Origin of the sequence: Vibrio sp. 1731, assembly GCF_033339955.1 — a bacterium.
GTDB classification, from domain to species: domain Bacteria; phylum Pseudomonadota; class Gammaproteobacteria; order Enterobacterales; family Vibrionaceae; genus Vibrio; species Vibrio alginolyticus.
Window position 1 is genome coordinate 78,647 of sequence record NZ_JAWOVO010000007.1, and the last position, 24,547, is coordinate 103,193.

Here is a 24,547-nt window from a genome sequence, read left to right on the forward strand (position 1 = left end):
GTATTTTCAATCATTTACTTGGATGCAACGTCATCTCGGAACACGACCAATCGCTTAGGAGCGATTTTGCCATCTTCGTTCATTTCGCCAACGCCAATAAACAAGCGTTCTTCACCCATAGTAAGGCGAAGTGAGCCCTCTGTCGGAGCACCAAATACTTGAACGGGCTGCCCATGTTGGACCATATCCGCCAGTTCAGGCACCAAGTTGACTTCTGGTAAGTCTTCTACCGCTGTATCCATTGGCAAAAGCAGTGGGTCCAGTAGTTCTCGAGGCGCTCGTTCCTCGCGGTGAGCTTGCTCTAGCAACTCATTTAGTTGCTCAAGTGTTACCATATTCTCGTAAGGGTATTTAGCAACACCAGTACGACGAAGCATAGTTACGTGCGCACCACAACCTAACATTTCGCCCAGATCATCAACGATAGTACGAATATAGGTACCTTTAGAGCAGTGCACTTCCATCTCTACTTCATCGCCTTCAAAACGGTGAAGAACAATCTCATATACCGTGATCTTACGAGATTCACGCGGAACTTCGATGCCTTTACGAGCGTATTCATACAAGGGTTTACCTTGATACTTCAACGCAGAGAACATGGAAGGCACTTGATCAGATTCACCACGGAATTGATCGATGCACGCTTCTAGCTTGTCTAACGTAACATCGACTGGACGCGTCTCTACAACTTCACCATCCGAGTCAGACGTATTGGTACGTTCACCCAGCTTTGCGATCACACGGTAGCGTTTATCAGAATCAAGAAGAAACTGAGAAAATTTTGTCGCTTCACCCAAGCAAATTGGCAGCATGCCTGTCGCTAATGGGTCCAAGGCTCCAGTGTGGCCTGCTTTCTCAGCAAAGTAGATTCGCTTTACTTTTTGCAGTGCATCATTGGAAGAGATACCTGTTGGTTTGTCCAACAGTATAACGCCATTAATTGGACGACCTTTACGACGACGAGCCATTATTCTTCGTCCTCACGACCAGAATCTTTTTGCTTTTGTTTGTCTGAACTAACGACTTCAGACACTAGGTTAGACATACGCATACCTTCAACAAGCGTATTGTCATAGTGGAAGCGGATTTCTGGCGTTAAACGTAGACGAATACGCTTACCTAACATCATGCGAATGTGCACTTCGTGCTCACGTAGCGCTGCTAGACATGATTCAGGTGTTTGCTCACCCACACATAGGAAGGTCACAAATACTTTTGCGTAAGCTAGGTCACGAGAGACTTCTACGTCTGAGATCGTCACCATGCCAAGGCGAGAGTCACGAACTTCACGTTGAAGGATCATCGCTAGTTCTTTTTGCAGCTGCTGTGCAACGCGCTGCGTGCGGCTAAATTCTTTTGACATATCTTTACTCTTATATAGAAAGAATGGGGGGTTGGTCAAAGCCAGCCCCCCATGGTGTATTCAACAACCAATTACTACTTATCTTTCAAAGACAATATTAGTAATTTTAGTCAATTAGTCTAGAGTACGTTTAATTTCAACGATTTCGAAGACTTCGATTTGGTCACCAACGCGAACATCATTGTAGTTCTTAACGCCGATACCACATTCGTAGCCATTCTTAACTTCTTGAACGTCATCTTTGAAACGACGCAGTGACTCTAGTTCACCTTCGTAAATAACAACGTTATCACGTAGTACACGGATTGGGTTGTTACGCTTGATCACACCTTCTGTAACCATACAACCAGCGATAGCGCCCAGTTTCGGTGACTTAAACACGTCACGAACTTCAGCAAGACCAATGATCTCTTGCTTGAATTCTGGAGCAAGCATACCGCCCATTGCTTGTTTCACTTCGTCAATCAATTGGTAAATGATTGAGTAGTAACGTAAGTCAACAGCTGCGGCTTCAACAGCACGACGAGCAGAAGCATCTGCACGAACGTTAAAGCCAAGGATGATTGCGTTTGAAGCTTCCGCTAGTACTACGTCAGTTTCCGTAATACCACCAACACCAGAACCAACGATGTTCACTTTAACTTCGTCAGTAGATAGCTTAACTAGTGAGTCTGCGATTGCTTCTACAGAACCTTGAACGTCTGCTTTAAGTACAACGTTAAGTTCAGCAACTTCACCAGCAGTCATGTTAGAGAACATGTTCTCTAGTTTAGATTTCTGCTGACGAGCAAGTTTCACTTCACGGAACTTACCAGCACGGTAGTTAGCTACTTCACGCGCTTTACGCTCGTCACGAACTACTGTTGCTTCATCACCTGAAGATGGTACACCTGAAAGACCTAGGATCTCTACAGGGATAGATGGGCCAGCCGAAGTAATTTCTTTACCTAGCTCATCACGCATTGCACGAACACGGCCGTATTCTTGACCACAAAGAACGATGTCGCCTTTGTTTAGTGTACCTGATTGAACAAGTACTGTTGCAACTGGACCACGACCTTTATCTAGGCGAGATTCAACAACAACACCAGATGCCATGCCTTCAGCTACAGCTGTAAGTTCAAGAACTTCAGACTGAAGAAGGATTGCTTCTAGAAGACCATCGATGTTTGTACCCTGTTTAGCAGAGATGTGAACGAACATGTTCTCACCGCCCCACTCTTCAGGAATAACGTCGTATTGAGCAAGCTCGTTCTTAACGTTATCTGGGTTCGCGTCTTCTTTATCGATCTTGTTCACAGCAACAATTAGAGGAACGCCTGCCGCTTTCGCGTGCTGAATCGCTTCTACTGTTTGTGGCATTACGCCATCGTCTGCTGCAACTACAAGAACAACGATATCTGTCGCTTGAGCACCACGAGCACGCATTGCAGTAAACGCTGCGTGTCCAGGAGTATCAAGGAACGTGATCATGCCGTTGTCTGTTTCAACGTGGTACGCACCAATGTGCTGAGTAATACCACCCGCTTCGCCAGAAGCAACGTGTGTGCGACGGATGTAGTCAAGTGTTGACGTTTTACCGTGGTCAACGTGACCCATGATAGTAACAACTGGAGCACGTGGAACTGCTTCCGCGTTAGTGTCACGGTCAGATAGTACCGCTTCTTCCAGTTCGTTCTCTTTACGAAGAACTACTTTATGGCCCATTTCTTCAGCAACAAGTTGTGCTGTTTCTTGGTCGATCACTTGGTTGATAGTCGCCATAGCGCCCATCTTCATCATTACTTTGATAACTTCTGTCGCTTTAACCGACATCTTGTTAGCAAGTTCTGATAGAACGATCGTTTCGCCAATTACAACGTCTTGCTTAGCAACCGTTGCTGACTTATCAAACCCGTGCTGCATTGAAGTCGGCTTAGCAAGTTTGCCCTTACGACCTCTACCGCCACGTTGGTTGTTACGGCCACCGCGAGCTTGGTCGTCTTTACCCGAAGCTGCTTTTTTCTTCTTACGACGACCGCCTTCTACTTTGCGATCTGCTTCATCTTCGGCTTCACGTGCGTATTGTGAAGTCGTTACATGGTAATCTGTATCTTCCATATCACCCTTTTTCTCTTCTGCAGCAGACCAACGCTCTTTATTCTTTTCAGCCAATTCGCGAGCTTCTTCAAGCTTGCGCTGACTTTCCTCTTCAGCCTTACGCTTAGCTTCTTCTTCCTGACGACGTTTAAGCTCGTCGGCCTCTTTTCGCGCTGCTTCTTGCTTAATTTTCTCTTCAGCATCACGCTTTGCTTTTTCTTCAGCATTACGTTGTGCATTCGTATCTACGTCTCGCTTCGCTTTTTCTTCAGCTTCACGTTTCGCTTTTTCTTCCGCTTCACGTTTTGCAGCTTCTTCAGCTTCACGTTTTGCAGCTTCTTCAGCTTCACGTTTTGCAGCTTCTTCTGCTGCACGTTTTGCTGCTTCTTCTGCTTCACGTTGTGCTGCTTCTTCAGCTTCACGTTTCGCTTCATCTTCAATTGTGCTGCGCTTCACGTATGTACGTTTTTTGCGCACCTCAACCTGAACATTCTTACTCTTACCACCACCCGCGTTCACACTAAGTGTACTACGAGTTTTACGCTGAAGCGTAAGGCGAGTCGGCTCTGAATCACCTGATTTATCACCGTGTTCTTTCTTTAAATGAGAGAGAAGCTTCTGCTTCTCTTCATCAGTAACATTGTCAGAGCTCGCCTTTTTAATGCCAGCGTCAGCAAGTTGTTCAATCAAGCGGTCGACTGGCGTACCAATCTCATCACTCAGTGCTTTAACTGTTAATTGTGTCATGCCGCTTCCTCCTTGCCGAAAATTATGCTTCTTCGCCGAACCAACAGATGTTACGTGCGGCCATAATTAGCTCACCTGCACGTTCTTCGGTCAGGCCTTCGATACCTTCTAAATCGTCAATACCTTGGTCAGCAAGATCTTCCAGTGTCGCTACACCTTTCGCTGCCAATTTAAATGCCATCTCACGCTCAAGACCTTCAAGTGCAAGTAGGTCCTCAGCTGGTTCTAGACCTTCAAAAGACTCTTCTTGTGCTAGTGCGATCGTCGTTAGTGCATCTTTTGCACGTCCACGAAGCTCTTCGATTAGTTCTTCATTCAAACCATCGATTTCTAGTAGCTCGTTAACTGGCACGTATGCGATTTCTTCTAGCGTTGAGAAACCTTCTTCAACAAGAAGTTGAGCGAAGTCTTCTTCAATATCTAGGTACTTCATGAAGTTTTCAATAGATGCTTGTGATTCTTCAGCGTGTTTCTTCTGAAGATCAGCAACTGTCATAACATTCAGTTCCCAACCTGTTAGTTGAGATGCTAGACGCACGTTTTGACCGTTACGACCAATAGCTTGCGCTAGGTTGTCAGCTTCAACTGCGATGTCCATTGAGTGTGCATCCTCATCAACGATGATAGAAGCAACATCAGCTGGCGCCATTGCGTTGATAACGAATTGAGCTGGGTTATCATCCCAAAGAACGATATCGATACGCTCACCACCAAGTTCGCCAGAAACAGCTTGTACACGTGCACCACGCATACCAACACACGCACCTACAGGGTCGATACGTTTGTCATTTGTTTTGACAGCGATCTTAGCGCGAGAACCAGGATCACGTGCTGCGCCTTTCAACTCGATAATATCTTCTGCGATTTCAGGCACTTCAACACGGAACAGTTCTGCCAACATTTCTGGCTTAGAACGAGTGATGAACAATTGGAAACCACGTGCTTCAGGCGCGACTTTGTAAAGAAGGCCACGTACGCGGTCGCCTGGACGGAAGTTTTCACGAGGAAGTTGGTCATCACGCAGGATTACCGCTTCAGCGTTATTACCAAGATCAAGCACGATTGTGTCACGGTTTACTTTTTTCACGACACCAGTGATTAGATCACCTTCATTGTCGATGAACTGTTCAACGATTTGTGCGCGCTCAGCTTCACGAACTTTTTGTACGATAACTTGCTTAGCAGTTTGAGTCGTAATACGGTCAAACGTTACTGATTCGATTTCGTCTTCTACGTAGTCGCCAAGCTCGATTGAATCATCTTCGTATTGCGCTGCTTCTAGTGAGATCTCTTTTGTAGGGTTCTCAACGTCATCAACAACTAACCAACGGCGGTAAGTTACAAATTCACCGGTTTTACGGTCAATGGCAACACGTACGTCGATTTCGATTTCGTATTTTTTCTTTGTAGAAGTTGCTAGAGCAATCTCAAGAGCCTCAAAGATACGCTCACGAGGTACCGCTTTTTCGTTCGATACCGCTTCTGCTACCGCTAAAATTTCTTTACTCATTGTATTTAGCCTCTAAGCTTAAACTTTTTTAGGGAACTAAAATTTAGGGATCAGGTTAGCTTTGGAAATGTTACTTAGAGCAAACTCTTCTTGCTGACCGTCTACAGTAATTGTCACTGTTTCGCCATCAACACCGTGGATAATACCTTTCCACTTACGACGGTTTGCTACAGCCATTTTCAATACGATGCTGACCTCGTGACCAATAAATTGCTCGTAATGTGCTGCTTTAAAAAGTGGTCTTTCTAAACCTGGAGAAGACACTTCTAGGCTGTAAGCAACAGAAATTGGATCTTCAACGTCTAAAACTGCACTAACTTGGTGGCTAACTTCTGCACAGTCGTCTACGTTAATACCATTTTCATGGTCAATGTAGATACGTAACGTTGAGTGCGCGCCTGCACGAATGAATTCTAATCCAACTAACTCATAACCTGATGCCGCTACTGGCGCGTCAAGCATTTCAGTAAGTTGTCTTTCTAAACCAGTCATTTAACCACTCCAGAAACAAAAAAAGGGCTCAGAGCCCAATCAAAAAACCAAGCAGTATCTGAGCTATTTCAAAAAGCTCAGATAACAAAAAACCCCGATAGTCGGGGTTTTATGCTGCTGGACCCTGATACGTTAAGAATAGCCAACAATTGCTTTTCTTAACTCGTAGTGTGGTTAGCACTACGCAAACTTGCCAATCTACGATTTCCTTTTAAAGAAAGAGATTGGTTGCGGGGGCCGGATTTGAACCGACGACCTTCGGGTTATGAGCCCGACGAGCTACCAAGCTGCTCCACCCCGCGTCCGACTTGCTGAGCATTATACTCGCAAACAAGTGATTTACAAGTTTGTAAATACATGGTGCCGAGAGAGGGACTCGAACCCTCACACCTAAGGCACTAGCACCTCATGCTAGCGTGTCTACCAATTTCACCATCTCGGCATCAAAACCTTACAGCTTATTGAGGAATTTCATCACCCGCAGGGGCAGGAACTTCACTCGCTGCATCCTTAACTTGTTCGACAACTGGTTGACCTAACGTTGGGTCTACCCATTGTGATTCAGTCTGGTGCGTAGACATACGACCAAGTAACAAGCTAACGATAAAGAATACGGTTGCTAAAATAGCAGTTGTTCGGGTTAAGAAATTACCTGAGCCGCCAGCACCAAACACTGTGTTTGAAGCACCAGCACCGAACGAGGCTCCCATATCTGCGCCTTTACCTTGTTGAATCAACACAAGGCCAATCACACCAAGCGCTGCCAACAGGTAAATCACAAGTAGAACTGAAAACATTTTTTCCACCTATGTTCCAAATTGTTGAGCCAGCGCCGTTCAAAAGAACAAATCATAATGAACAAGGCTAGCGACCTCCTAACGGGAGGCGGAGCAATACTAGCGAAAGCCAGTAACGCTGACAAGGGAAAATTAGTAAAAAATCAATGCCAATGCGTTAAGCGCTCAAAAAAAGGGCAAAAGATGCCCTTTTCATTCAAGACATGCTTTAACGCAATGATTAACAACTTGCTTTAACAGCCTCAGCGATTTTCAATGCTGAGTGTTGAACTAGTTCACCATCTTCGCCTTCCACCATAACGCGGATCAAAGGCTCAGTGCCAGACTTACGCAGCAGTACACGCCCTTTATCACCAAGTGTCGCCTCTACTTCAGCGACAGCGTTTAATACAGCTGTAGCTTCAAGAGGGTTACTTTCTCCTGAGAAACGGACATTTTCTAAAACCTGAGGATATAATGTCATTCCTTGCGATAGTTCATATAAAGACATATCGCTGCCAATTACAGAAGCAAGTACTTGAAGTGCAGCAACAATCGCATCGCCGGTTGTGACTTTATCTAATAAGATCACATGGCCTGAGTTTTCAGCACCAATTTTCCAACCTTTTTCTAGCAGTTGCTCCATGACATAACGGTCACCAACAGCAGCACGTACAAACGGAATGCCTAGCTGCTTTAAACCATTTTCCATACCCAAGTTAGTCATTAGTGTACCAACAACACCACCCTTTAGCTCACCACGACGAAGTGCATCACGAGCGATGATATAAGCAATTTGGTCACCATCAACTTTGTTACCTAGGTGGTCGACCATAATGATGCGGTCACCATCACCATCAAATGCGAGACCAAGATGCGCTTGCTCTTCAACAACACGCTGTTGAAGAGCTCGTACGTCTGTTGCGCCCACTTTTTCATTAATGTTGATGCCGTTAGGCTCTACGCCCATAGCGATAACTTCTGCCCCAAGTTCTTTGAAAACATTTGGAGCGATGTGGTACGTTGCACCGTGCGCACAGTCTACTACGATCTTAAAGTTCGCAAGGCTCAACTCAGATGGGAAAGTACTCTTACAGAATTCGATGTAACGACCAGCTGCATCATTTAGGCGGGTTGCTTTACCAAGCTCAGCAGACTCCACACATTCAATTTCTTTATCTAACTCAGCTTCGATCGCCAATTCGATATCGTCAGGTAGCTTAGTACCCTCAGAAGAAAAGAATTTAATGCCGTTGTCGTAATATGGGTTATGTGATGCAGAAATCACAATACCAGCCTCGGCACGGAAAGTCTGAGTTAAATATGCCACAGCTGGAGTTGGCATGGGACCAGTAAATGTTGCTTTAAGTCCCGCAGCTGCAAGGCCAGCCTCTAGTGCAGATTCAAGCATATAACCTGAAATACGTGTATCTTTACCTATGATAACTTTCTTTGTGCCTTGTTTCGCTAGTACACGACCAGCAGCCCAGCCAAGCTTAAGTACGAAGTCTGGAGTGATTGGGTATTGTCCTACTTTACCGCGCACACCGTCAGTACCAAAGTAACGTCTTTCATTCGACATAAACTTTCCTTTATTATTTTTAAATATTGTTTTTCGTCATCTCAACAACTTTCATCGCTTCGATTGTCTCTTCAAAGTCATGCACGCGAATGATCTGCGCGCCTTTCATCGCGGCAATCGTAGCACAAACGACACTTGCGTTCGTACACTCTGCCGCTGGCTTGTCTAACAGTTTGAAGATCATGGATTTACGAGACATGCCAGCCAAAATAGGCAGGCCGAATTCATGAAACTTTTCAAGATGAGCAAGCATATGATAATTGTGTTCGATTGTTTTGCCAAAGCCAAACCCAGGATCGAGAATCAGTTGAGATTTATCAATCCCTGCTGCTTCACACGCCGCGATACGTTCTTCTAGAAAAGCCGACACGTCCCCCATTAAATCATCATAATGAGGGTCAACTTGCATGGTCCTAGGCTGACCTTTCATATGCATCAGACAAATTGGAAGGTTTGCTTCTGCTGCGACTTCCAGAGCACCTGGCTCTTGCAGCGAGCGGATGTCATTGATCAAATCAGCCCCAGCATCAATTGCTTGACGCATCACTTCTGCTTTACTGGTGTCAACGGAAATCCATACATCATATTTTTCACGAATGGCTTTGATTACTGGGACAACACGCCTAAGCTCTTCTTCCAAAGACACATCCGGTGCACCAGGTCTTGTTGATTCACCACCAACATCAACAATACTTACACCAGCCTTTATCATTTTATCAACTTGAGCAAGAGCAAGTTCAATTGAGTTGTATTTACCGCCATCCGAAAAGGAATCCGGTGTCACATTTAGAATGGCCATGACATGTGGACGCGAAAGGTCCAAAGATTTGTTATTTGCTGTAATCATCATCATAAACACAAAAACCCCGAGATAACTCGGGGTTTAATATTATCGATACTCTTTATTCAGAGTCTTTCTTTTCAGGCGCTTCGTTAGAAGTTGTTTCAGAAGAGCTAGGCTGTTCTGCATCTTTCGCAGTCTCCGTTGCTTCTTCTTTAACTTCTTGCTTTGCTTGAGGCTTGTCGCTGTCTTCTGGTTTGCTTGCTGAGTTATCACTCCAGCCCGCAGGCTCACGAATTTCAGCTTTGCGCTCCATTAAGTCATCAATCTGGCGAGCATCAATGGTTTCATACTTCATCAGCGCATCTTTCATCGCATGCATGATATCCATGTTCTCTTGAAGAATCTTCTTCGCACGATCGTAGTTGCGGTCAATGATCTGACGAACTTCGTCATCAATCAACTTCGCTGTATCGTCAGACACATGTTTAGTCTGAGTTACACTACGCCCTAAGAACACTTCGCCTTCATCTTCTGCATACAGCAGAGGGCCAAGCTTTTCAGAGAAACCCCATTGAGTAACCATCTTACGAGCAATATCTGTTGCGCGCTCGATATCATTAGAAGCACCGGTTGATACTTTGTCAGCACCGTAGATAAGTTCTTCTGCTAAACGACCACCGTACAAGCTAGAAATCATTGATTCTAGGTGTTGGCGAGACATACTCACGCGGTCCTGCTCTGGAAGGTACATTGTTACACCCAACGCACGACCACGTGGAATGATAGACACTTTGTACACTGGATCGTGTTCAGGAACCAAGCGACCAACAATCGCGTGACCCGCTTCGTGGTATGCGGTTGACTCTTTCACTTCCTCAGACATCACCATTGAACGGCGCTCAGCACCCATCATGATTTTGTCTTTCGCCAGTTCAAACTCAACCATAGAAACGTTGCGCTTGTTACCGCGCGCAGCAAACAGGGCTGCTTCGTTAACTAAGTTTGCTAGGTCAGCACCAGAGAAGCCTGGAGTACCACGTGCGATGAGAGAAGGCTCTACATCACCCGCTAGAGGGACCTTACGCATGTGAACTTTTAGGATCTGTTCACGGCCACGTACATCTGGAAGACCAACTACCACTTGACGGTCAAAACGACCAGGACGCAGTAGCGCAGGGTCTAGCACGTCCGGACGGTTAGTCGCAGCGATAACGATAATACCTTCGTTACCTTCGAAACCATCCATCTCAACGAGCATTTGGTTTAGTGTTTGTTCACGTTCATCATGACCACCACCAACACCTGCGCCACGTTGACGACCTACCGCATCGATCTCATCGATAAAGATGATACAAGGTGCAGCTTTCTTTGCTTGTTCAAACATGTCACGCACACGAGATGCACCAACACCAACGAACATTTCTACGAAATCAGAACCAGAGATAGTAAAGAATGGTACTTTCGCCTCACCGGCAATGGCTTTCGCTAGAAGCGTTTTACCCGTACCAGGAGGACCAACCATTAGAACACCCGTTGGAATCTTACCGCCCAGTTTTTGGAAGCGGCTTGGATCGCGTAGGTAGTCCACCAGCTCTTTCACGTCTTCTTTTGCTTCGTCACAACCAGCAACGTCAGCAAAAGTTGTCTTGATTTGTTCTTCGCTCATCATTCGAGCTTTGCTCTTACCAAAAGACATGGCGCCTTTACCACCGCCGCCTTGCATTTGACGCATGAAGAAAATCCATACACCAATTAGTAAGATCATTGGGAACCAAGAGATGAAGATAGTACCAAGCAAGCTTTGCTCTTCTGGAGGCGTGCCTTGTACTTTCACGTTTTGGTTAATTAGGTCATCTAGAAGCTTTTGGTCATACACTGGCATGTAAGTGACCATTTTGGCACCGCCGCCACGACGAACAAAGCTAATTTCACCGTCTTTAAAAGTTGCTTCTTGAATCTGGCCTTGGCCAACTTCCTGTACAAACGTGGTGTAATCCACGGTTCTGCCATTGCTTTCTCCAGGGCCAAAGCTCTGGAATACCGACATCAATACGACGGCGATAACAAGCCACAGAATTAAATTTTTTGCCATGTCACTCAAGGTGTAAGCCTCTCGATAACTAATTGTAATTAAAGGTAGGGTACTACAGTTCATTAACTGTAGCTATAGTGTTAACACGCTCTCAAGAGAGCAAAATGGTTAACCTTTGTAACCAGTGGCTACGACGAAGACCTCTCGAGAGCGAGCTCGCGATGAGTCTGGTTTTCTAATTTTTACGGCTTTAAACATGTCTCGGACTTCTTTCACATACTGATCGAAGCCTTCCCCTTGGAAAACCTTTACGACAAAGCTACCATTAGGCGCTAGAACTTGTCGACACATATCTAAAGCTAATTCAACTAAATACATAGCGCGAGGTTGATCAACAGAATTGTTTCCCGCGATGTTAGGCGCCATATCAGACATTACTACGTCTACCATGGAAGGTTGGATCCTTTCTAGCAAAGCTTCCAATACTGCATCATCACGAAAGTCGCCTTGTAAAAAGCTAACGCCAGCAATCGGGTCCATAGGAAGCAAGTCACACGCGATGATCTGACCACTGTCCCCTACTATCTTAGCAGCATATTGAGACCATCCGCCCGGCGCAGCCCCCAAGTCGACGACTGTCATTCCAGGCTTTAACAATTTATCTTTCGTTTGAATCTCATCGATCTTGAAATAAGCACGTGAGCGGTAGCCTTTTTTTCGGGCTTCATTCGCGTATTTATCATCAAAGTGTTCTTTCAACCAACGACCAGAACTAGCCGAATGTTTTTGTTTACTCATTTTAATCCCAACAAGGCACAAATTGGAGCTATTGTTTTAATAGGCGCTACCTATTACTCAATAAATTATAGTCTTCAGCAATAGATGGCGTTAAAATAGCTTTTTTCAACCCTTATTTTAAAGAAAATTGGCCGCGTAATGAACCTAAGCACCAAACAAAAGCAGCACCTTAAAGGCCTAGCTCACAGTTTAAAACCTGTTGTGCTAATGGGCGCAAATGGACTTACAGAAGCCGTGCTAGCAGAAATTGAAATCGCTCTTAACCATCACGAACTTATCAAAGTAAAAGTTGCTTCGGAAGATCGTGAAACAAAACAGCTAATCATCGACGCTATCGTACGTGAGACGGGCGCTGAAAAAGTTCAGACTATTGGTAAAGTGCTAGTGCTATACCGCCAGTCTGAAGAGCGTAAAATCGAAATCCCTCGTAAGTAACTCTACTTACGTTGCTGAAGAAAAAAGGTCGCCTGAGGCGACCTTTTTGCGTTTTATCAGGGCAGTAATGCTACTCCAAACGACCTAGATATATTCTACTCGGTCAATTTCGAAGTCTTTCGCGCCACCCGGAGTTTGAATAGCAACTTCATCGCCTTCCATCTTGCCAATCAGGCCACGAGCAATAGGTGAGCTCACTGAAATGCGACCTGCTTTGATATCGGCTTCGTCATCACCAACGATTTGGTACGTTTTTTCTTCTTCGGTGTCGATATCAATCAAGGTTACGGTTGAACCAAAAATAACTTTACCCGTGTTCTCCATCTTCGTTACATCAATAACTTGAGCAACTGACAGTTTGTATTCAATGTCACGGATTTGTGCTTCACAAATGCCCTGCTCTTCACGAGCGGCGTGATATTCAGCATTCTCTTTTAAATCACCTAGCTCACGAGCTTCAGCAATTGCCTCTGAGATCTGAGGACGTAGTTTAAGTAGACGATCGAGTTCTGCACGTAGCTTTTGCTCGCCACGTAGTGTCATTGGAACTTTTTCCATTTTATAACCTCAAGCCCAAATGGGTCTTTGGACAAAAAAAGCCCACCCTGTCATAGGACTGGGTAGTGCGCTTAAAGATGTATTTCGTTTAGTGTAAACAAACTCCCGGACGAAATCATCTTAATTCGAAAGACAGCAAGACTATGCCTTTTCGGCATAATGATATAACTCACTTTTAGAGCGGTTCTAGGGCGAATCACCTTCTCAATTTATTGAAAAACAACACTGTTCATTACACCAAAAACCTCAAAAAAGATAAAAACTAATCAATGTCAGGCCAATGTCATTGCCAATAATTTCAATCAAAAACAGTAACTTAAATAAAAACAACGCACAATTGAACAGTGTTCATCAGTGGGATTTATATCATTTTACTAACTCATACGGAAACTTTAGCAGTAAAACATGTCCAGCGAGTTGTTAGATCAATGGCTTACAAGTGCGAACTATATCGCTCAATTAGCCAATTTTGGACCAACAACTTGTGAGAGATCACCTCTCCCCCATACAACAATGATTATGGACAGCTAACTAGGACAAATAAGATGAAAAAGACTCTAATTGCTCTTTCTGTATCTGCAGCAGCTATGGCAACTGGCGTAAACGCAGCTGAACTTTACAACCAAGACGGTACTTCTCTAGAAATGGGCGGCCGTGCTGAAGCACGTCTATCTATGAAAGATGGCGACGCTCAAGACAAATCTCGCATCCGTCTAAACTTCCTTGGTAAACAAGAAATCAATGACAACCTATACGGTGTTGGTTTCTGGGAAGGTGAATTTGAGACTGCTCAAAACGGTACTGTAGACGGCGACGACAAGAGCGATCTAGAAACTCGTCTTGCTTACGCTGGTCTTGGCGGTGCTTACGGTGAGTTCGCATACGGTAAAACTGAAGGTGCACTAGGCGTTATCACTGACTTCACAGATATCATGGCTTACCACGGTAACTCTGCAGCAGACAAACTAGCTGTATCAGACCGTACAGACAACATGATGGCTTACAAAGGCCAGTTTGAAAACCTAAGCGTAAAAGCAAGCTACCGCTTCGCTGATCGTATGGAAAACAAAAACACTGGTGAGTACTACGACAACAAACAAGACGGTTACTCTCTATCTGCAATCTACGCTCTAGCTGACACTGGTCTTGAGCTAGGTGCTGGTTACGCAGATCAAGACAAAGCTAACGAGTACATGCTAGCTGCATCTTACACAATGTCTGATCTTTACTTCGCTGGTGTATTCACTGACGGCGAGAAAATGGAAGATTCAAACAACAGTAACACAGTTGATTACACTGGTTACGAGCTAGCGGGTGCTTACACTCTAGGCCAAACAGTATTTACAACATCATACAACAATGCAGAAACTAACAACGAAACTTCTGCAAACAACTTCGCTGTTGATGCTTCTTACTACTTCAAGCCTAACTTCCGTGGTTACATTTCTTACAACTTCAACCTGATTGATGCAGGTGACAAGTTTGGTTCAACTGACACTAGCAAAACAGTTGCAACTAAGATCGATGCTGAAGACGAGCTAGCTCTAGGTCTACGTTACGACTTCTAATTCCGGTCTTTGACTAGAATATCGAATGCCCGCTTTAAGCGGGCATTTTTTATACTTCATTTTAAGCAGCGCGCCTTTCTCTCGTGTCTCATTCATGAAGACATTTGAAGCATTTATTTAGTTACCTAGCATATTGAAAGGACTTGCGTATACTCAATCACATAACTCACCTTAGAAAGTATCATTATGCGTTTACGTTGGCCCTTACTCATATTCTCTTCATTACTTTCTGCTTTTTCACAAGCGTACCCTCATCAAGAGGTGTTGCCTGAAGGCGCCCGCATCAGTTTAGTTGCGGAAAAACTCAGTGAAAATGCTGAGCTTGACGGTGTTCATCCTACCGAACAACTGTTCCCACCAGCGAGTACATTAAAAATCGTCACCGCATTAGCCGCAAAGCTAGAACTGGGTGATAATTTCCGGTTTCGAACCAAGCTGGAAACGTCGAACTCAGATGCAGTGATTTACTTTGTCGGCGACCCAACACTCCAAACCAACGACTTAAAATCACTTCTCACTCTAGCTAAGAAAAATGGCTTAAAACGGATTAACGGTGACCTATGGCTCGATAACAGCGCATTCACTGGTTATAACCGTGCGGTGGGCTGGCCGTGGGATATCTTGGGAGTTTGCTACAGCGCTCCGGCATCGACCATCACACTCAATAACAACTGTGTACAAGCCTCTATCTATACACAAAAAGATGGTGGAACGCGGGTCTACGTACCAGAGCATCAACCTATTCGTGTCACAAGTACCGTAGAAACAGTTTCTAAAACCATTAAGAAAAGTCGTCATTGTGACTTAGGTTTAGTTGCAAATCCCGATAACAACTACAAGCTAACAGGGTGCTTGGTTGAAAGAGACAAACCATTGCCACTGAAATTTGCGGTTCAAGACCCTGAGCGTTACACCAGTCAAAGGTTGGCGACTTTGCTCAAGGAGCTCAACATTGGGGTATCAGGAAAGATTAGGGTCGGTACGGCGCCAGAAAAGCAGCGAAAGCTCATCGCAATGCATCAATCAAAGGCCTTACCAGACATTCTTGAAGATATGCTCAAAAACTCTGACAACTTGATTGCCGACACATTAACCAAAACACTTGGTGCTAAATTTTTCGTTCAGCCAGGCAGTTTTACTAACGGTACAGAAGCGATCAAGCAGATCATTTTCGCCAACACTGGTATTGATATTCGTAATGCGCGCCTAGAAGACGGCTCAGGACTTTCGCGAAATAACCGGATCTCCGCGACCAAGATGGCTGAAATGCTGCGCTATATTTGGAAGCATGAAAACGAACTCAAATTGATTGCCATCATGCCGAAATCAGGTGAATCCGGCACATTAAAGTACCGACAAAGTATGCGAAAACTTCCAATTAAAGGACAGCTGATCGCGAAAAGTGGCTCTATCTACGGGACTTACAATATGGCTGGATATGGCTTGGATAAAAATGGTCAACCTAACACCATTTTTGTTCAGTTTGTTTCAGACTACTTCCCAGAAAAACGGGACGACAACACACCTGTCATCGCCCCGATTACACATTTTGAGCAGCTTTTTTACAATGACATTGTGAACTTTAGTCAGGCAATACCTAAGAAATAGTTCACCACGTTAAAGTAAATCCACATTCCTGAAATATCGACGATAGACGCAAGAACTGGACTCACCAATACGGCTGGGTCCAACTTGCAAGCTCGTGCAATAATTGGCAACAGCCCGCCCAATGTTGTAGAAATGGTGACTTGAATGAACAGCGCAACTGCTATTGCCAGTGCGATATCGGTCAGTTCAAAGCCTCCTGTTGATTGTCCTGCACTAAATAACATAATGCGTCCAATCATCACGATAGCAATCGCTAGCGCAATAAATAGAGCGACTCGGCTCTCTTTCCACAAAACTTCTAACCATTGGCGTTTTTTTAACTCTCCAGTAGCAAGAGCACGAATCACCAAAGTTGCTGCTTGTGTTCCTGTGTTACCACCAGCAGCTGCAATCACTGGCATGTACACTGCAAGTAAAACAAGCTGACTAAGGGTGTCCTCATACTGAGCGATGATCAAGCCTGACACTATCCCTAAAAGAGCCAGCGCAATGATCCATCCAATACGCTGTTTTACATGCCCTAAAACACTAGTTGATAAATAACCATCGGGTGTATCAACTTCAGACATATGCAGACCCAGTTGGTGAGCATAATGACGTGCGCGTTTGTCATGACCTGCTTGCTCAAGTTGAGCAATAAGACTATTCACATAGCCGACAGAGCAATGCTGTAAAATACCTACAGCCTCATCAATCGGCATAACCGTAAGCAAATGGACTTGTTGCTCTTGCTCGTACTGCAAGAATGCATTGCGAGCAGCACCAATTTCTACTTCAGAAAAGTTTGGTGTTGTTTCAATAAAAGTGTTGTTCATTACCGTCATGGCGAATCTCCCGATTGGCATTGGTAACGACCATCGACAAAGCATGAAAAGCCACTCTTGCACGCTAAAAGTCAGACAACAATTAAGATGCACAGAGAAAACCAATGCGAATGCACTGTCTATTCAGAATGTATGAAGGAAATAACGAGAAGAAAATTAGAAAAGATGCCTCACCACTTAGGTAAGGCGGAGATCGCCAATACCGAAGCGGGCTATTTCGCTCCCTTAATCTTACTCACCCAACGACTGGGAGGATGGTCGGTATTGTTCATGTAAATCTCCAATAGCGCTGCCATTATTGGCAGCGCTAGTATAGTAGCAAAGTTCATCAGGTATGGAAGTTTTACTTTGCCGTTTTTGCTAAATTTTCATACAAAAAAAGCGCCCTTCGGACGCTTTCATTTGCAGTCATTATGAATTACTGAATAGTAATACGAGCAAATTTACGTTTGCCTACTTGGAACACGTAAGTACCCGCTTCTGGAGCAAATTTGCTGTCCGCAATTTTTTCACCATCAATCTTCACAGCGCCCTGCTTAACCATGCGCATCGCATCTGACGATGATGGACATAAGCCTGCTTCTTTCAACAGATTACTCACTGGGCGACCTGCGTCAAAGTCAAACTCTGGCATTTCATCAGGAATTTGGTTCTTCGCAAAACGGTTTACGAATTCTTGCTCTGCTGCATCGGCATCGGCTTCACTGTGGAAACGAGCAATAATTTCTTTTGCTAGCAATACTTTGATGTCACGAGGGTTTTTGCCCGCTTCTACATCAGCTTTGAATTGAGCAATCTCTTCCAGAGGACGGAAAGAGAGCAGCTCGTAGTAGCTCCACATTAGGTCATCAGAAATAGACATGATTTTACCAAACATTTCGCTTGGCGCTTCGCTGATACCGATGTAGTTGTTTGCTGACTTAGACATCTTCTTCTCGCCATCAAGGCCCACTAGAAGCGGCATCATCAGTACAACCTGAGGTTTTTGACCGTGAGACTTTTGCAGTTCACGACCCATTAGAAGGTTGAACTTCTGGTCTGTACCACCTAATTCAACATCCGTTTCCATTGCTACTGAGTCCCAGCCTTGTAGAAGTGGGTACATGAACTCATGAATAGCAATTGGCTGACCACCCGCGTAACGCTTTTTAAAGTCGTCACGCTCTAGCATACGAGCAACGGTTTGGTTTGCCGCAAGGCGAATCATACCTTCTGCGCCCAGTTCAGACAGCCACTCAGAGTTAAACTGAATTTTAGTCTTTGCAGGATCGAGAATTTTGAACACTTGCTCTTTGTACGTTTCAGCGTTACGCAATACGTCTTCGCGACTTAGCGGTGGACGAGTTGTGTTTTTACCTGTTGGGTCACCAACCATTGCAGTGAAGTCACCGATTAGGAACGTCACTTCATGACCTAGTTCTTGGAACAAGCGAAGCTTATTGAAAATAACCGTATGGCCTAGGTGAATGTCAGGTGCTGTTGGATCAGCGCCCAATTTAATACGTAGAGGACGGTCTTCTTTTAGTTTTGCGATTAGCTCTTCTTCTGGAATCAGCTCTTCAACACCGCGCTTAATCTCGGCTAGTGCAGCTTCAATGCTCGCCATTCTTGTTCACTCCCACAGATTTGGCAAAAATATAATAGCTGAACATATTACTTGAATAGCGATGCATTTTGAAACACGTTAGACTAGGTAGTTGTCACTTTTTCCGTTTAATTTAGCAATCAAGTACCTCATGCATTCGATTTTTGTCCGACTTCCACTCTTGCACAAAGTATTGATCGGTTTTTTTAGTGCGCTGATTATCTTCGCGCTCTTCTTTTTACCTGATCCGCAAGACCTAGACCCGCAGCAGAGCCGATTAAAAGTTGGTCAACATTATCCTGTGCCAGTTTCCCTCGAACTCAGTGCACTAAATAGTTCATCGCCTGCGGTTCCCGCCGTGCTGCGCTGGGAGACATACAAGGTAAAAAATGGCGAGAGTGCTGCCATCTTATTTAGTCGCGTAGGGCTTTCTGCTCGTCTATTACATGAACTGGTGTCATCAGACAAAGAAGTGGAAAAACAGTTAACTCGGCTTCGACCTGGTGACCGATTGCAATTTGGTTTTGACGAAAATAACAACTTGGTGCAGCTAAGAAGAACACTAAGCGCGTTCGAGACTTTTCGTATCACATTAAAAGACGGCAAGTACGTTTCTGAAGTTGATAAAAAAGAAGTCGACTTCCAGTACAACTACGCTGAAGCCACCATCAAATCAAACTTTTGGAATGCAGGAATATCTTCTGGATTAAATGGTAACCAAATCATGGAACTGGCTGGCATATTTGGTTGGGACATCGACTTTGCTTTAGATATTCGTAAAAACGACAGCTTCCGAGTACTTTACCAAGAGGAAGTGGTAGAAGGTGAAGTAATCGGCCGTGGAAAAATCATTGCTGCGATCTTTAAAAACCAAGGCGATACCTTTACCGCAATATTGGATCAGAAAAGTGGCAAGTATTACGACGAAAATGGGCGTGCAATGAAAAAAGCATTCTTACGCGCGCCGTTGGACTTCCGTCGAGTTTCGTCTAATTTCAACCCACGCCGCTTACATCCAGTGACGGGACGCGTTCGTCCTCATAGAGGCACGGACTATGCGGCACCAGTGGGCACCCCGATTTGGGCGGCTGGTGATGGCGTTGTTCAAAAATCGTCTTACAACAAATTTAATGGTAACTACGTTTTCATTAAACATAGCAATACTTACATTACCAAGTACCTGCACTTAACCAAACGTACTGTACGAGCTGGTCAACGCGTTAAGCAAGGCCAAACCATTGGTACGCTTGGCGGAACTGGCCGTGTAACTGGCCCTCACCTGCACTATGAGTTCCTTGTGAATGGTGTCCATAAAAACCCGCGCACGGTGAATTTGCCACAATCTAAATCCCTGACAGGCAAAGCGAGACAAACTTTCATGGCAAACGCGAAAATTAGCATGGACAAGCTTGAACGCTACAGCAAACTGCTAGCAATGAAGTAAGCCAGGTATTGAAAAGGGCAGCGAAGCTGCCCTTTTTGTTTTGTCGATATCATCACGATAAAGCTTACTGTTCGGAGTGATGCTCTCTCCCGAGCATAAGCAAACACGGTGTCAGAACTAACGTTAGCAAAGTCGCAAACGCCAAACCACCCGCGACAGCGGTCGCAAGCTGAGACCACCATTGAGTGCTTGGTGCGCCAAACTCCACTTTCTGATTAACTAAGTCGATGTTCATTTCTAACACCATTGGCAATAAGCCTAATATGGTGGTCACCGTCGTAAGTAAAACGGGTCTTAAACGCTGCACACCCGTACGCAAAATAGCCTCAGATTTTTCTAAGCCACGTTTACGCATCTGATTATAAGTATCGATTAAAACAATATTGTTGTTTACCACGATACCAGCCAACGCAATCACTCCAATTCCCGACATAATGATGCCAAATGGCTTTTGGAAAATAAGTAATCCAGCGAAGACACCAACGGTAGAAAACAGCACTGCACTAAGGATTAAGAAAGCTTGATAAAAGCTATTAAACTGCGTAATTAAAATCAAAGCCATCACACCAAGCGCGACAATAAAAGCATTTTGCAAGAATGCTGATGAGTTTTCCTGCTCTTCATTTTGACCCCGAATCTTATATTCAATGCCTTCCGGTAAGTCGAGCTGTTCCATTCCAGCGGCAATCTTAGGTAACTCAAGCGCCAAATTGTAACCTTCCACCATATCCGCTTTAATATTGATAACTCGATGACCGTCGACCCGACGAATAGTGTCTTGCTTATGATCTGGTTTGATTTGAGCAAAATTCGTAATCGGTACCAGACCAGCTGCCGTTTTCACTCTCAGTTGATCAAATCGACCTATGTCGCGCTTATCTTGCGGATAGCGCACCAAAATATCGACTTCTTCATCCGCATCATCAGGCAAATAATCGCCTATTTTCAAGCCGTTCGTAACAAACTGGACGGTATTCCCGACTAAGGTAGCATCCGCTGCAAAGCGAGAAGCGTCATCTCGCTGGATATCAATTTGCCAATCAATCCCTTCCTTATTAGTGGTATCACTCAAGTTGGTCAGTGCAGGATTACCATCAGCCCAATGTCGTACTTTTTTGGCCGCTTCATCTAACGCACTAACACTCAAGTTTCGTGATGATACTTCAATCACGAGATCATGCTCGACAGGCGGTCCTGCGTCCGGGAATTTATACTCAAGTTCAACACCATAAAAGCGGTCTGTCGTCTCTTTTAGTTCCTCAATAATGGTTTTCACTTTGCGTCGATATTGCCAATCCACAGGCGTTATTTGAATCTGGCCAATCTCGTCCCCATTATCGCTCGATCCTGTGCGCGTGTAGACACTTTCAAACTCGTCATGACCGAGCATCACCTTCTCGATTTCGCGCATAACAACATCTTTTTCGTGAATAGACAGGTCACCATAAGAACGAACTTTAACGGTAAAAAAGGCAGGGTCCACTTCAGGGAAAAACTCTGCACCCAAGCCAGCTTTGTTGTAAGTGAAGCCGACACCTGCCGCTAGCAGTATCGCGCTGAGTAAGACCTTCCATGGATGACGAATCGCTACCGACAGAGTCTGGTAATAAAGCTTGGTAATGCCTGTCGCTTTTTCAAAGTTGCCGTTATGCAGCTCAACCATTTCTCGCTGAGCTTTCTGATTGACGACTTGAGGCTTGCCAATGATCCCACCGATGACAGGAACGAACAATAAAGCCATCATCAGCGAAGCGGCCAAAGTAGCAATTAAAGTAAGTGGTAAGTACTTCATGAACTCACCAGTGATGTCTGGCCAGAAAAGTAACGGAGCAAACGCAGCCAATGTGGTTGCTGTGGATGCAGTAATAGGCCAGGCCATTCGCTTTGCTGCATCTCGATAGGCTTCTTTACGTGGCGTTCCTTCTTGCATGCGCCGATCTGCAAACTCTGTCACCACAATGGCACCATCCACCAACATGCCTACTGCCATAATTAAAGCAAACAGTACGACGATATTGACCGTCAGCCCAAATACCGATAACACCAACAACCCAGTCAAGAACGATCCTGGAATAGAAATCCCCACGAGAAGCGCGGTCCTAACCCCCAATATGGCAATAATGACGATAACTACGAGGATAATTGCGGATAAGATATTGTTTTGTAGATCACTGAGCATCAATTTGACATCGTCGGATTGATCCCAAGTGTATTTAACTTGCAAATTGTCGGGCCACTCGGCGCGCTTCTGTCCCTGATCCAGTACTTCTTTTACCAGCTCAACCGTTTCAATGATGTTTTCCCCTGCCCGTTTTTTAACGTCCAAAACGATGGCAGATTCGCCATCTAAACGAGCAAAACTTTCAGGATCGCGAAATGCACGCCGTACTGTCGCCACATCGCCAAAAGTGATCACCTCTTTGCCGTTCACCTTGATCGGTAGTTCAAGCACATCTTTCAGTGAATCAAAAACCGATGGGACTTTTACCGAAAAGCGTCCATACCCAGTATCGACAAACCCCGCAGCCACAACTCGGTTATTCAAGGCAATTAAATTATAGATATCCGCTTGATCGAGACCGTAGCTTTCCATCAATAGCGGATCGACAACTATCTCCACGATGTCTTCGCGATCTCCTGCGATTTCAACCTCAAGAACCTGACGGAAACTTTCCAAACGATCACGTAACGTTCTGGCAATCTGAACAATGGTTCGCTCTGGTACGGTGCCATAGAGTACAACGGTCAAAACAGGCTCTTCAGATGCAAACGTGACTTCGTTTACCGTCGGCTCATCACTGTCCTCTGGTAATTTTGGCTTTGCAAGATCAACCGCATCACGCACATCTGCCATCGCTTTATCAAGATCCACTCCGACACTAAACTCCAGCGTCACCGAAGCATGACCTTCTGATGCCACAGAGGTCATCTCTTTTACGCCTTCAATAGAGCGCAGCTCTTGCTCTATTGGACGAACCAATAAACGCTCGGCATCGACAGGAGAAATGCCTTGATGTCCAACAGAAACATAAATGATCGGAATGGTAATATCAGGGCTCGATTCCTTGGAGATTGTGACGTAAGTAATGACACCTGCAATTAATATCATCACCAACAATGTCAGCATAGTGCGAGCGCGAGATAACGCAGCATCAATCAGAGTGTACATAGGTGCTCCTTACTGCTCATTAGCCGCTTCAATAACTACGTCATCAACTTTATTGGCCAGTACTTGATCACCATCTCGCACAAAACCTTGTCCCAGCACGATAATGTCTACACGCTCTCCTAACCCAGAGAGCCACACACCATCATCCTCGGCCTTAACGAGTTGAATTGGAACAAACTCAACATGCTCATTACGCAGTGTCTTGACACCTAAGTTACCTTCTTCATCGAGTGCTAACATGGCAGCCGTAATCTTTACTGCCAACACTTCACTCAAAGGCAGCTGTACTTCTGCGCTCATACCAGCAGGAATTCTTGCGTCTTGATTATCAATTTCGATTTCAATTGGAAACGTATTAGTAGAAGCAGAAGAAACACGTCCAATGTAGCGTACACGACCTTGATGATGCTGTTGGTTAATGGTTCTTACGTCGGCTTCTAGGCCTTCCTTAAGGTATTGTATATGCCGTTCACTGACATCGGCTTCAATCACTAAAGTATCCAAATCAATGACCGTCGCAATAGGATCGCCAATCCCGACAAAATCACCTAACTCAACAAAGTGGTGATCTACGATGCCATCAAATGGCGCTTTAACCTCAGTATTTCTTAAAGCCGTTTGCACGTTACTCAAATTCGCACGTGCATCTACCAACGCTGCTTGCGCTGTCGCAAACGCAACCTCACCTTGCAGTCCTCGACTTTTTAGCGATTTAGCTGCATTAAACTCTTTTTCTTTAACCAACAGCATCGCCTGGGCCCGTTTAAGTTGAATGCCAAGGTCGCGCTTATCGATGTTTGCGATCACTTGTCCCTGTTTGACCGCTTGGCCTTTCTTTATGTTAAGACTGACTATTTTACCGGCAACTTCGGCGCCAAGACGCGCTTGACGATTGGGCGCTGTTCGTCCATACAATTCAATGGTTTTACTGGTAGGTTCGGCAAGAAAAGTATCAAACATCACCTTTGCAAGTGGTGTCGTGTTCGTGGATGTTGAAGAGTTAGGATGATCATCTTGTGCTTTGAGTTGGCCGATGGTTAGCCATGCAATAAGAAGTAAGACGAGGATAAGAGATACTAGCCAAGGGCGCTCGACAATTCGGCGTCCAAAAGAAAGTCCAGACATATAAAGTCCTTTTTATTATTTCTCTGCATATCTGCGAGCGTGCGCTTTACGTGACATCCTTCTACATA

Annotated in this window: 19 protein-coding genes and 2 tRNA genes; 4 read left to right on the top strand and 17 right to left on the bottom strand. The window is 44.9% G+C overall.

Annotation, left to right across the window (positions count from 1 at the left end):
• Positions 1 to 14: 14 nt before the first annotated feature.
• The 12 genes from truB to rlmE form a co-directional block, all read right to left on the bottom strand.
• Positions 15 to 968, bottom strand: a complete 954-nt coding sequence (truB, locus tag R7035_RS10100; protein WP_017820421.1) for a tRNA pseudouridine(55) synthase TruB — start codon at positions 966 to 968, stop codon at positions 15 to 17.
• Positions 968 to 1,363, bottom strand: coding sequence for a 30S ribosome-binding factor RbfA (gene rbfA / locus R7035_RS10105; protein ID WP_005380087.1), 396 nt, complete (start codon positions 1,361 to 1,363; stop codon positions 968 to 970). The genes truB and rbfA overlap by 1 nt, the downstream gene beginning before the upstream one ends.
• Before the next feature lie 114 nt (positions 1,364 to 1,477).
• On the bottom strand, positions 1,478 to 4,189 hold the full coding sequence (gene infB, locus R7035_RS10110; RefSeq protein ID WP_005380086.1) for a translation initiation factor IF-2: 2,712 nt from the start codon (positions 4,187 to 4,189) through the stop codon (positions 1,478 to 1,480).
• A 22-nt stretch (positions 4,190 to 4,211) separates the two neighbouring features.
• Positions 4,212 to 5,699: a transcription termination factor NusA gene (gene nusA / locus R7035_RS10115; RefSeq protein WP_005380084.1), complete on the bottom strand. Its 1,488-nt coding sequence runs from the start codon at positions 5,697 to 5,699 to the stop codon at positions 4,212 to 4,214.
• Positions 5,700 to 5,735: 36 nt separating this feature from the next.
• Positions 5,736 to 6,191 (bottom strand): ribosome maturation factor RimP, encoded by a 456-nt coding sequence (rimP, locus tag R7035_RS10120; protein ID WP_005386424.1) that lies wholly within the window; start codon positions 6,189 to 6,191, stop codon positions 5,736 to 5,738.
• A 225-nt stretch (positions 6,192 to 6,416) separates the two neighbouring features.
• Positions 6,417 to 6,493 (bottom strand) — tRNA-Met (locus R7035_RS10125).
• A 56-nt stretch (positions 6,494 to 6,549) separates the two neighbouring features.
• Positions 6,550 to 6,633 (bottom strand) — tRNA-Leu (locus R7035_RS10130).
• A 16-nt stretch (positions 6,634 to 6,649) separates the two neighbouring features.
• Positions 6,650 to 6,988 carry a preprotein translocase subunit SecG gene (gene secG, locus R7035_RS10135; protein ID WP_005380080.1) on the bottom strand — a complete coding sequence of 113 codons (339 nt, stop codon included), beginning with the start codon at positions 6,986 to 6,988 and terminating at the stop codon, positions 6,650 to 6,652.
• A 220-nt stretch (positions 6,989 to 7,208) separates the two neighbouring features.
• Complete coding sequence (glmM, locus tag R7035_RS10140; protein WP_005388992.1) at positions 7,209 to 8,549, bottom strand: phosphoglucosamine mutase; 1,341 nt, start codon at positions 8,547 to 8,549, stop codon at positions 7,209 to 7,211.
• Positions 8,550 to 8,568: 19 nt separating this feature from the next.
• Complete coding sequence (gene folP, locus R7035_RS10145) at positions 8,569 to 9,399, bottom strand: dihydropteroate synthase (RefSeq protein ID WP_017820419.1); 831 nt, start codon at positions 9,397 to 9,399, stop codon at positions 8,569 to 8,571.
• A gap of 52 nt (positions 9,400 to 9,451) precedes the next feature.
• Positions 9,452 to 11,425: an ATP-dependent zinc metalloprotease FtsH gene (gene ftsH / locus R7035_RS10150; RefSeq protein ID WP_017635895.1), complete on the bottom strand. Its 1,974-nt coding sequence runs from the start codon at positions 11,423 to 11,425 to the stop codon at positions 9,452 to 9,454.
• A 108-nt stretch (positions 11,426 to 11,533) separates the two neighbouring features.
• A complete protein-coding gene (rlmE, locus tag R7035_RS10155; RefSeq protein ID WP_005388985.1) occupies positions 11,534 to 12,163 on the bottom strand; it encodes a 23S rRNA (uridine(2552)-2'-O)-methyltransferase RlmE in 630 nt (209 codons plus the stop codon).
• A 138-nt stretch (positions 12,164 to 12,301) separates the two neighbouring features.
• Between rlmE and yhbY the strand changes: the two genes are divergently transcribed.
• Positions 12,302 to 12,598 carry a ribosome assembly RNA-binding protein YhbY gene (gene yhbY / locus R7035_RS10160; RefSeq protein WP_005380066.1) on the top strand — a complete coding sequence of 99 codons (297 nt, stop codon included), beginning with the start codon at positions 12,302 to 12,304 and terminating at the stop codon, positions 12,596 to 12,598.
• A gap of 84 nt (positions 12,599 to 12,682) precedes the next feature.
• On the opposite strand, the gene greA is transcribed toward yhbY, so the two are convergent.
• Positions 12,683 to 13,156: a transcription elongation factor GreA gene (gene greA / locus R7035_RS10165; protein WP_005380065.1), complete on the bottom strand. Its 474-nt coding sequence runs from the start codon at positions 13,154 to 13,156 to the stop codon at positions 12,683 to 12,685.
• A 545-nt stretch (positions 13,157 to 13,701) separates the two neighbouring features.
• On the opposite strand from greA, the gene R7035_RS10170 reads away from it, so the two are divergent.
• On the top strand, positions 13,702 to 14,724 hold the full coding sequence (locus R7035_RS10170) for a porin (protein ID WP_005380064.1): 1,023 nt from the start codon (positions 13,702 to 13,704) through the stop codon (positions 14,722 to 14,724).
• A 186-nt stretch (positions 14,725 to 14,910) separates the two neighbouring features.
• Positions 14,911 to 16,332, top strand: coding sequence for a serine-type D-Ala-D-Ala carboxypeptidase (gene dacB, locus R7035_RS10175; RefSeq protein ID WP_017820417.1), 1,422 nt, complete (start codon positions 14,911 to 14,913; stop codon positions 16,330 to 16,332).
• On the opposite strand, the gene R7035_RS10180 is transcribed toward dacB, so the two are convergent.
• Together R7035_RS10180 and tyrS are read right to left on the bottom strand one after the other, a co-directional pair.
• Positions 16,311 to 17,156, bottom strand: a complete 846-nt coding sequence (locus tag R7035_RS10180; protein ID WP_005380062.1) for a magnesium transporter — start codon at positions 17,154 to 17,156, stop codon at positions 16,311 to 16,313. The genes dacB and R7035_RS10180 overlap by 22 nt on opposite strands.
• Before the next feature lie 418 nt (positions 17,157 to 17,574).
• On the bottom strand, positions 17,575 to 18,762 hold the full coding sequence (gene tyrS / locus R7035_RS10185; protein WP_017820416.1) for a tyrosine--tRNA ligase: 1,188 nt from the start codon (positions 18,760 to 18,762) through the stop codon (positions 17,575 to 17,577).
• Between the two features lie 130 nt (positions 18,763 to 18,892).
• On the opposite strand from tyrS, the gene R7035_RS10190 reads away from it, so the two are divergent.
• Complete coding sequence (locus R7035_RS10190) at positions 18,893 to 20,185, top strand: peptidoglycan DD-metalloendopeptidase family protein (protein WP_054579093.1); 1,293 nt, start codon at positions 18,893 to 18,895, stop codon at positions 20,183 to 20,185.
• Between the two features lie 64 nt (positions 20,186 to 20,249).
• Here the strand turns inward: R7035_RS10190 and vmeK are convergent, their stop codons facing one another.
• Positions 20,250 to 23,354, bottom strand: a complete 3,105-nt coding sequence (gene vmeK, locus R7035_RS10195) for a multidrug efflux RND transporter permease subunit VmeK (RefSeq protein ID WP_318146117.1) — start codon at positions 23,352 to 23,354, stop codon at positions 20,250 to 20,252.
• A 9-nt stretch (positions 23,355 to 23,363) separates the two neighbouring features.
• The gene (locus R7035_RS10200; RefSeq protein WP_104979666.1) at positions 23,364 to 24,479 is read right to left on the bottom strand and encodes an efflux RND transporter periplasmic adaptor subunit; all 1,116 of its coding nucleotides are present in this window, start codon (positions 24,477 to 24,479) and stop codon (positions 23,364 to 23,366) included.
• Between the last annotated feature and the right edge of the window lie 68 nt (positions 24,480 to 24,547).

Excerpts from the sequence above, each read along its gene's own strand:
- truB (WP_017820421.1), bottom strand. The coding sequence starts at position 968 with ATGGCTCGTCGTCGTAAAGGTCGTCCAATTAATGGCGTTATACTGTTG.
- rbfA (WP_005380087.1), bottom strand. The coding sequence starts at position 1,363 with ATGTCAAAAGAATTTAGCCGCACGCAGCGCGTTGCACAGCAGCTGCAA.
- infB (WP_005380086.1), bottom strand. The coding sequence starts at position 4,189 with ATGACACAATTAACAGTTAAAGCACTGAGTGATGAGATTGGTACGCCA.
- nusA (WP_005380084.1), bottom strand. The coding sequence starts at position 5,699 with ATGAGTAAAGAAATTTTAGCGGTAGCAGAAGCGGTATCGAACGAAAAA.
- rimP (WP_005386424.1), bottom strand. The coding sequence starts at position 6,191 with ATGACTGGTTTAGAAAGACAACTTACTGAAATGCTTGACGCGCCAGTA.
- secG (WP_005380080.1), bottom strand. The coding sequence starts at position 6,988 with ATGTTTTCAGTTCTACTTGTGATTTACCTGTTGGCAGCGCTTGGTGTG.
- glmM (WP_005388992.1), bottom strand. The coding sequence starts at position 8,549 with ATGTCGAATGAAAGACGTTACTTTGGTACTGACGGTGTGCGCGGTAAA.
- folP (WP_017820419.1), bottom strand. The coding sequence starts at position 9,399 with ATGATGATTACAGCAAATAACAAATCTTTGGACCTTTCGCGTCCACAT.
- ftsH (WP_017635895.1), bottom strand. The coding sequence starts at position 11,425 with ATGGCAAAAAATTTAATTCTGTGGCTTGTTATCGCCGTCGTATTGATG.
- rlmE (WP_005388985.1), bottom strand. The coding sequence starts at position 12,163 with ATGAGTAAACAAAAACATTCGGCTAGTTCTGGTCGTTGGTTGAAAGAA.
- yhbY (WP_005380066.1), top strand. The coding sequence starts at position 12,302 with ATGAACCTAAGCACCAAACAAAAGCAGCACCTTAAAGGCCTAGCTCAC.
- greA (WP_005380065.1), bottom strand. The coding sequence starts at position 13,156 with ATGGAAAAAGTTCCAATGACACTACGTGGCGAGCAAAAGCTACGTGCA.
- R7035_RS10170 (WP_005380064.1), top strand. The coding sequence starts at position 13,702 with ATGAAAAAGACTCTAATTGCTCTTTCTGTATCTGCAGCAGCTATGGCA.
- dacB (WP_017820417.1), top strand. The coding sequence starts at position 14,911 with ATGCGTTTACGTTGGCCCTTACTCATATTCTCTTCATTACTTTCTGCT.
- R7035_RS10180 (WP_005380062.1), bottom strand. The coding sequence starts at position 17,156 with ATGACGGTAATGAACAACACTTTTATTGAAACAACACCAAACTTTTCT.
- tyrS (WP_017820416.1), bottom strand. The coding sequence starts at position 18,762 with ATGGCGAGCATTGAAGCTGCACTAGCCGAGATTAAGCGCGGTGTTGAA.
- R7035_RS10190 (WP_054579093.1), top strand. The coding sequence starts at position 18,893 with ATGCATTCGATTTTTGTCCGACTTCCACTCTTGCACAAAGTATTGATC.
- vmeK (WP_318146117.1), bottom strand. The coding sequence starts at position 23,354 with ATGTACACTCTGATTGATGCTGCGTTATCTCGCGCTCGCACTATGCTG.
- R7035_RS10200 (WP_104979666.1), bottom strand. The coding sequence starts at position 24,479 with ATGTCTGGACTTTCTTTTGGACGCCGAATTGTCGAGCGCCCTTGGCTA.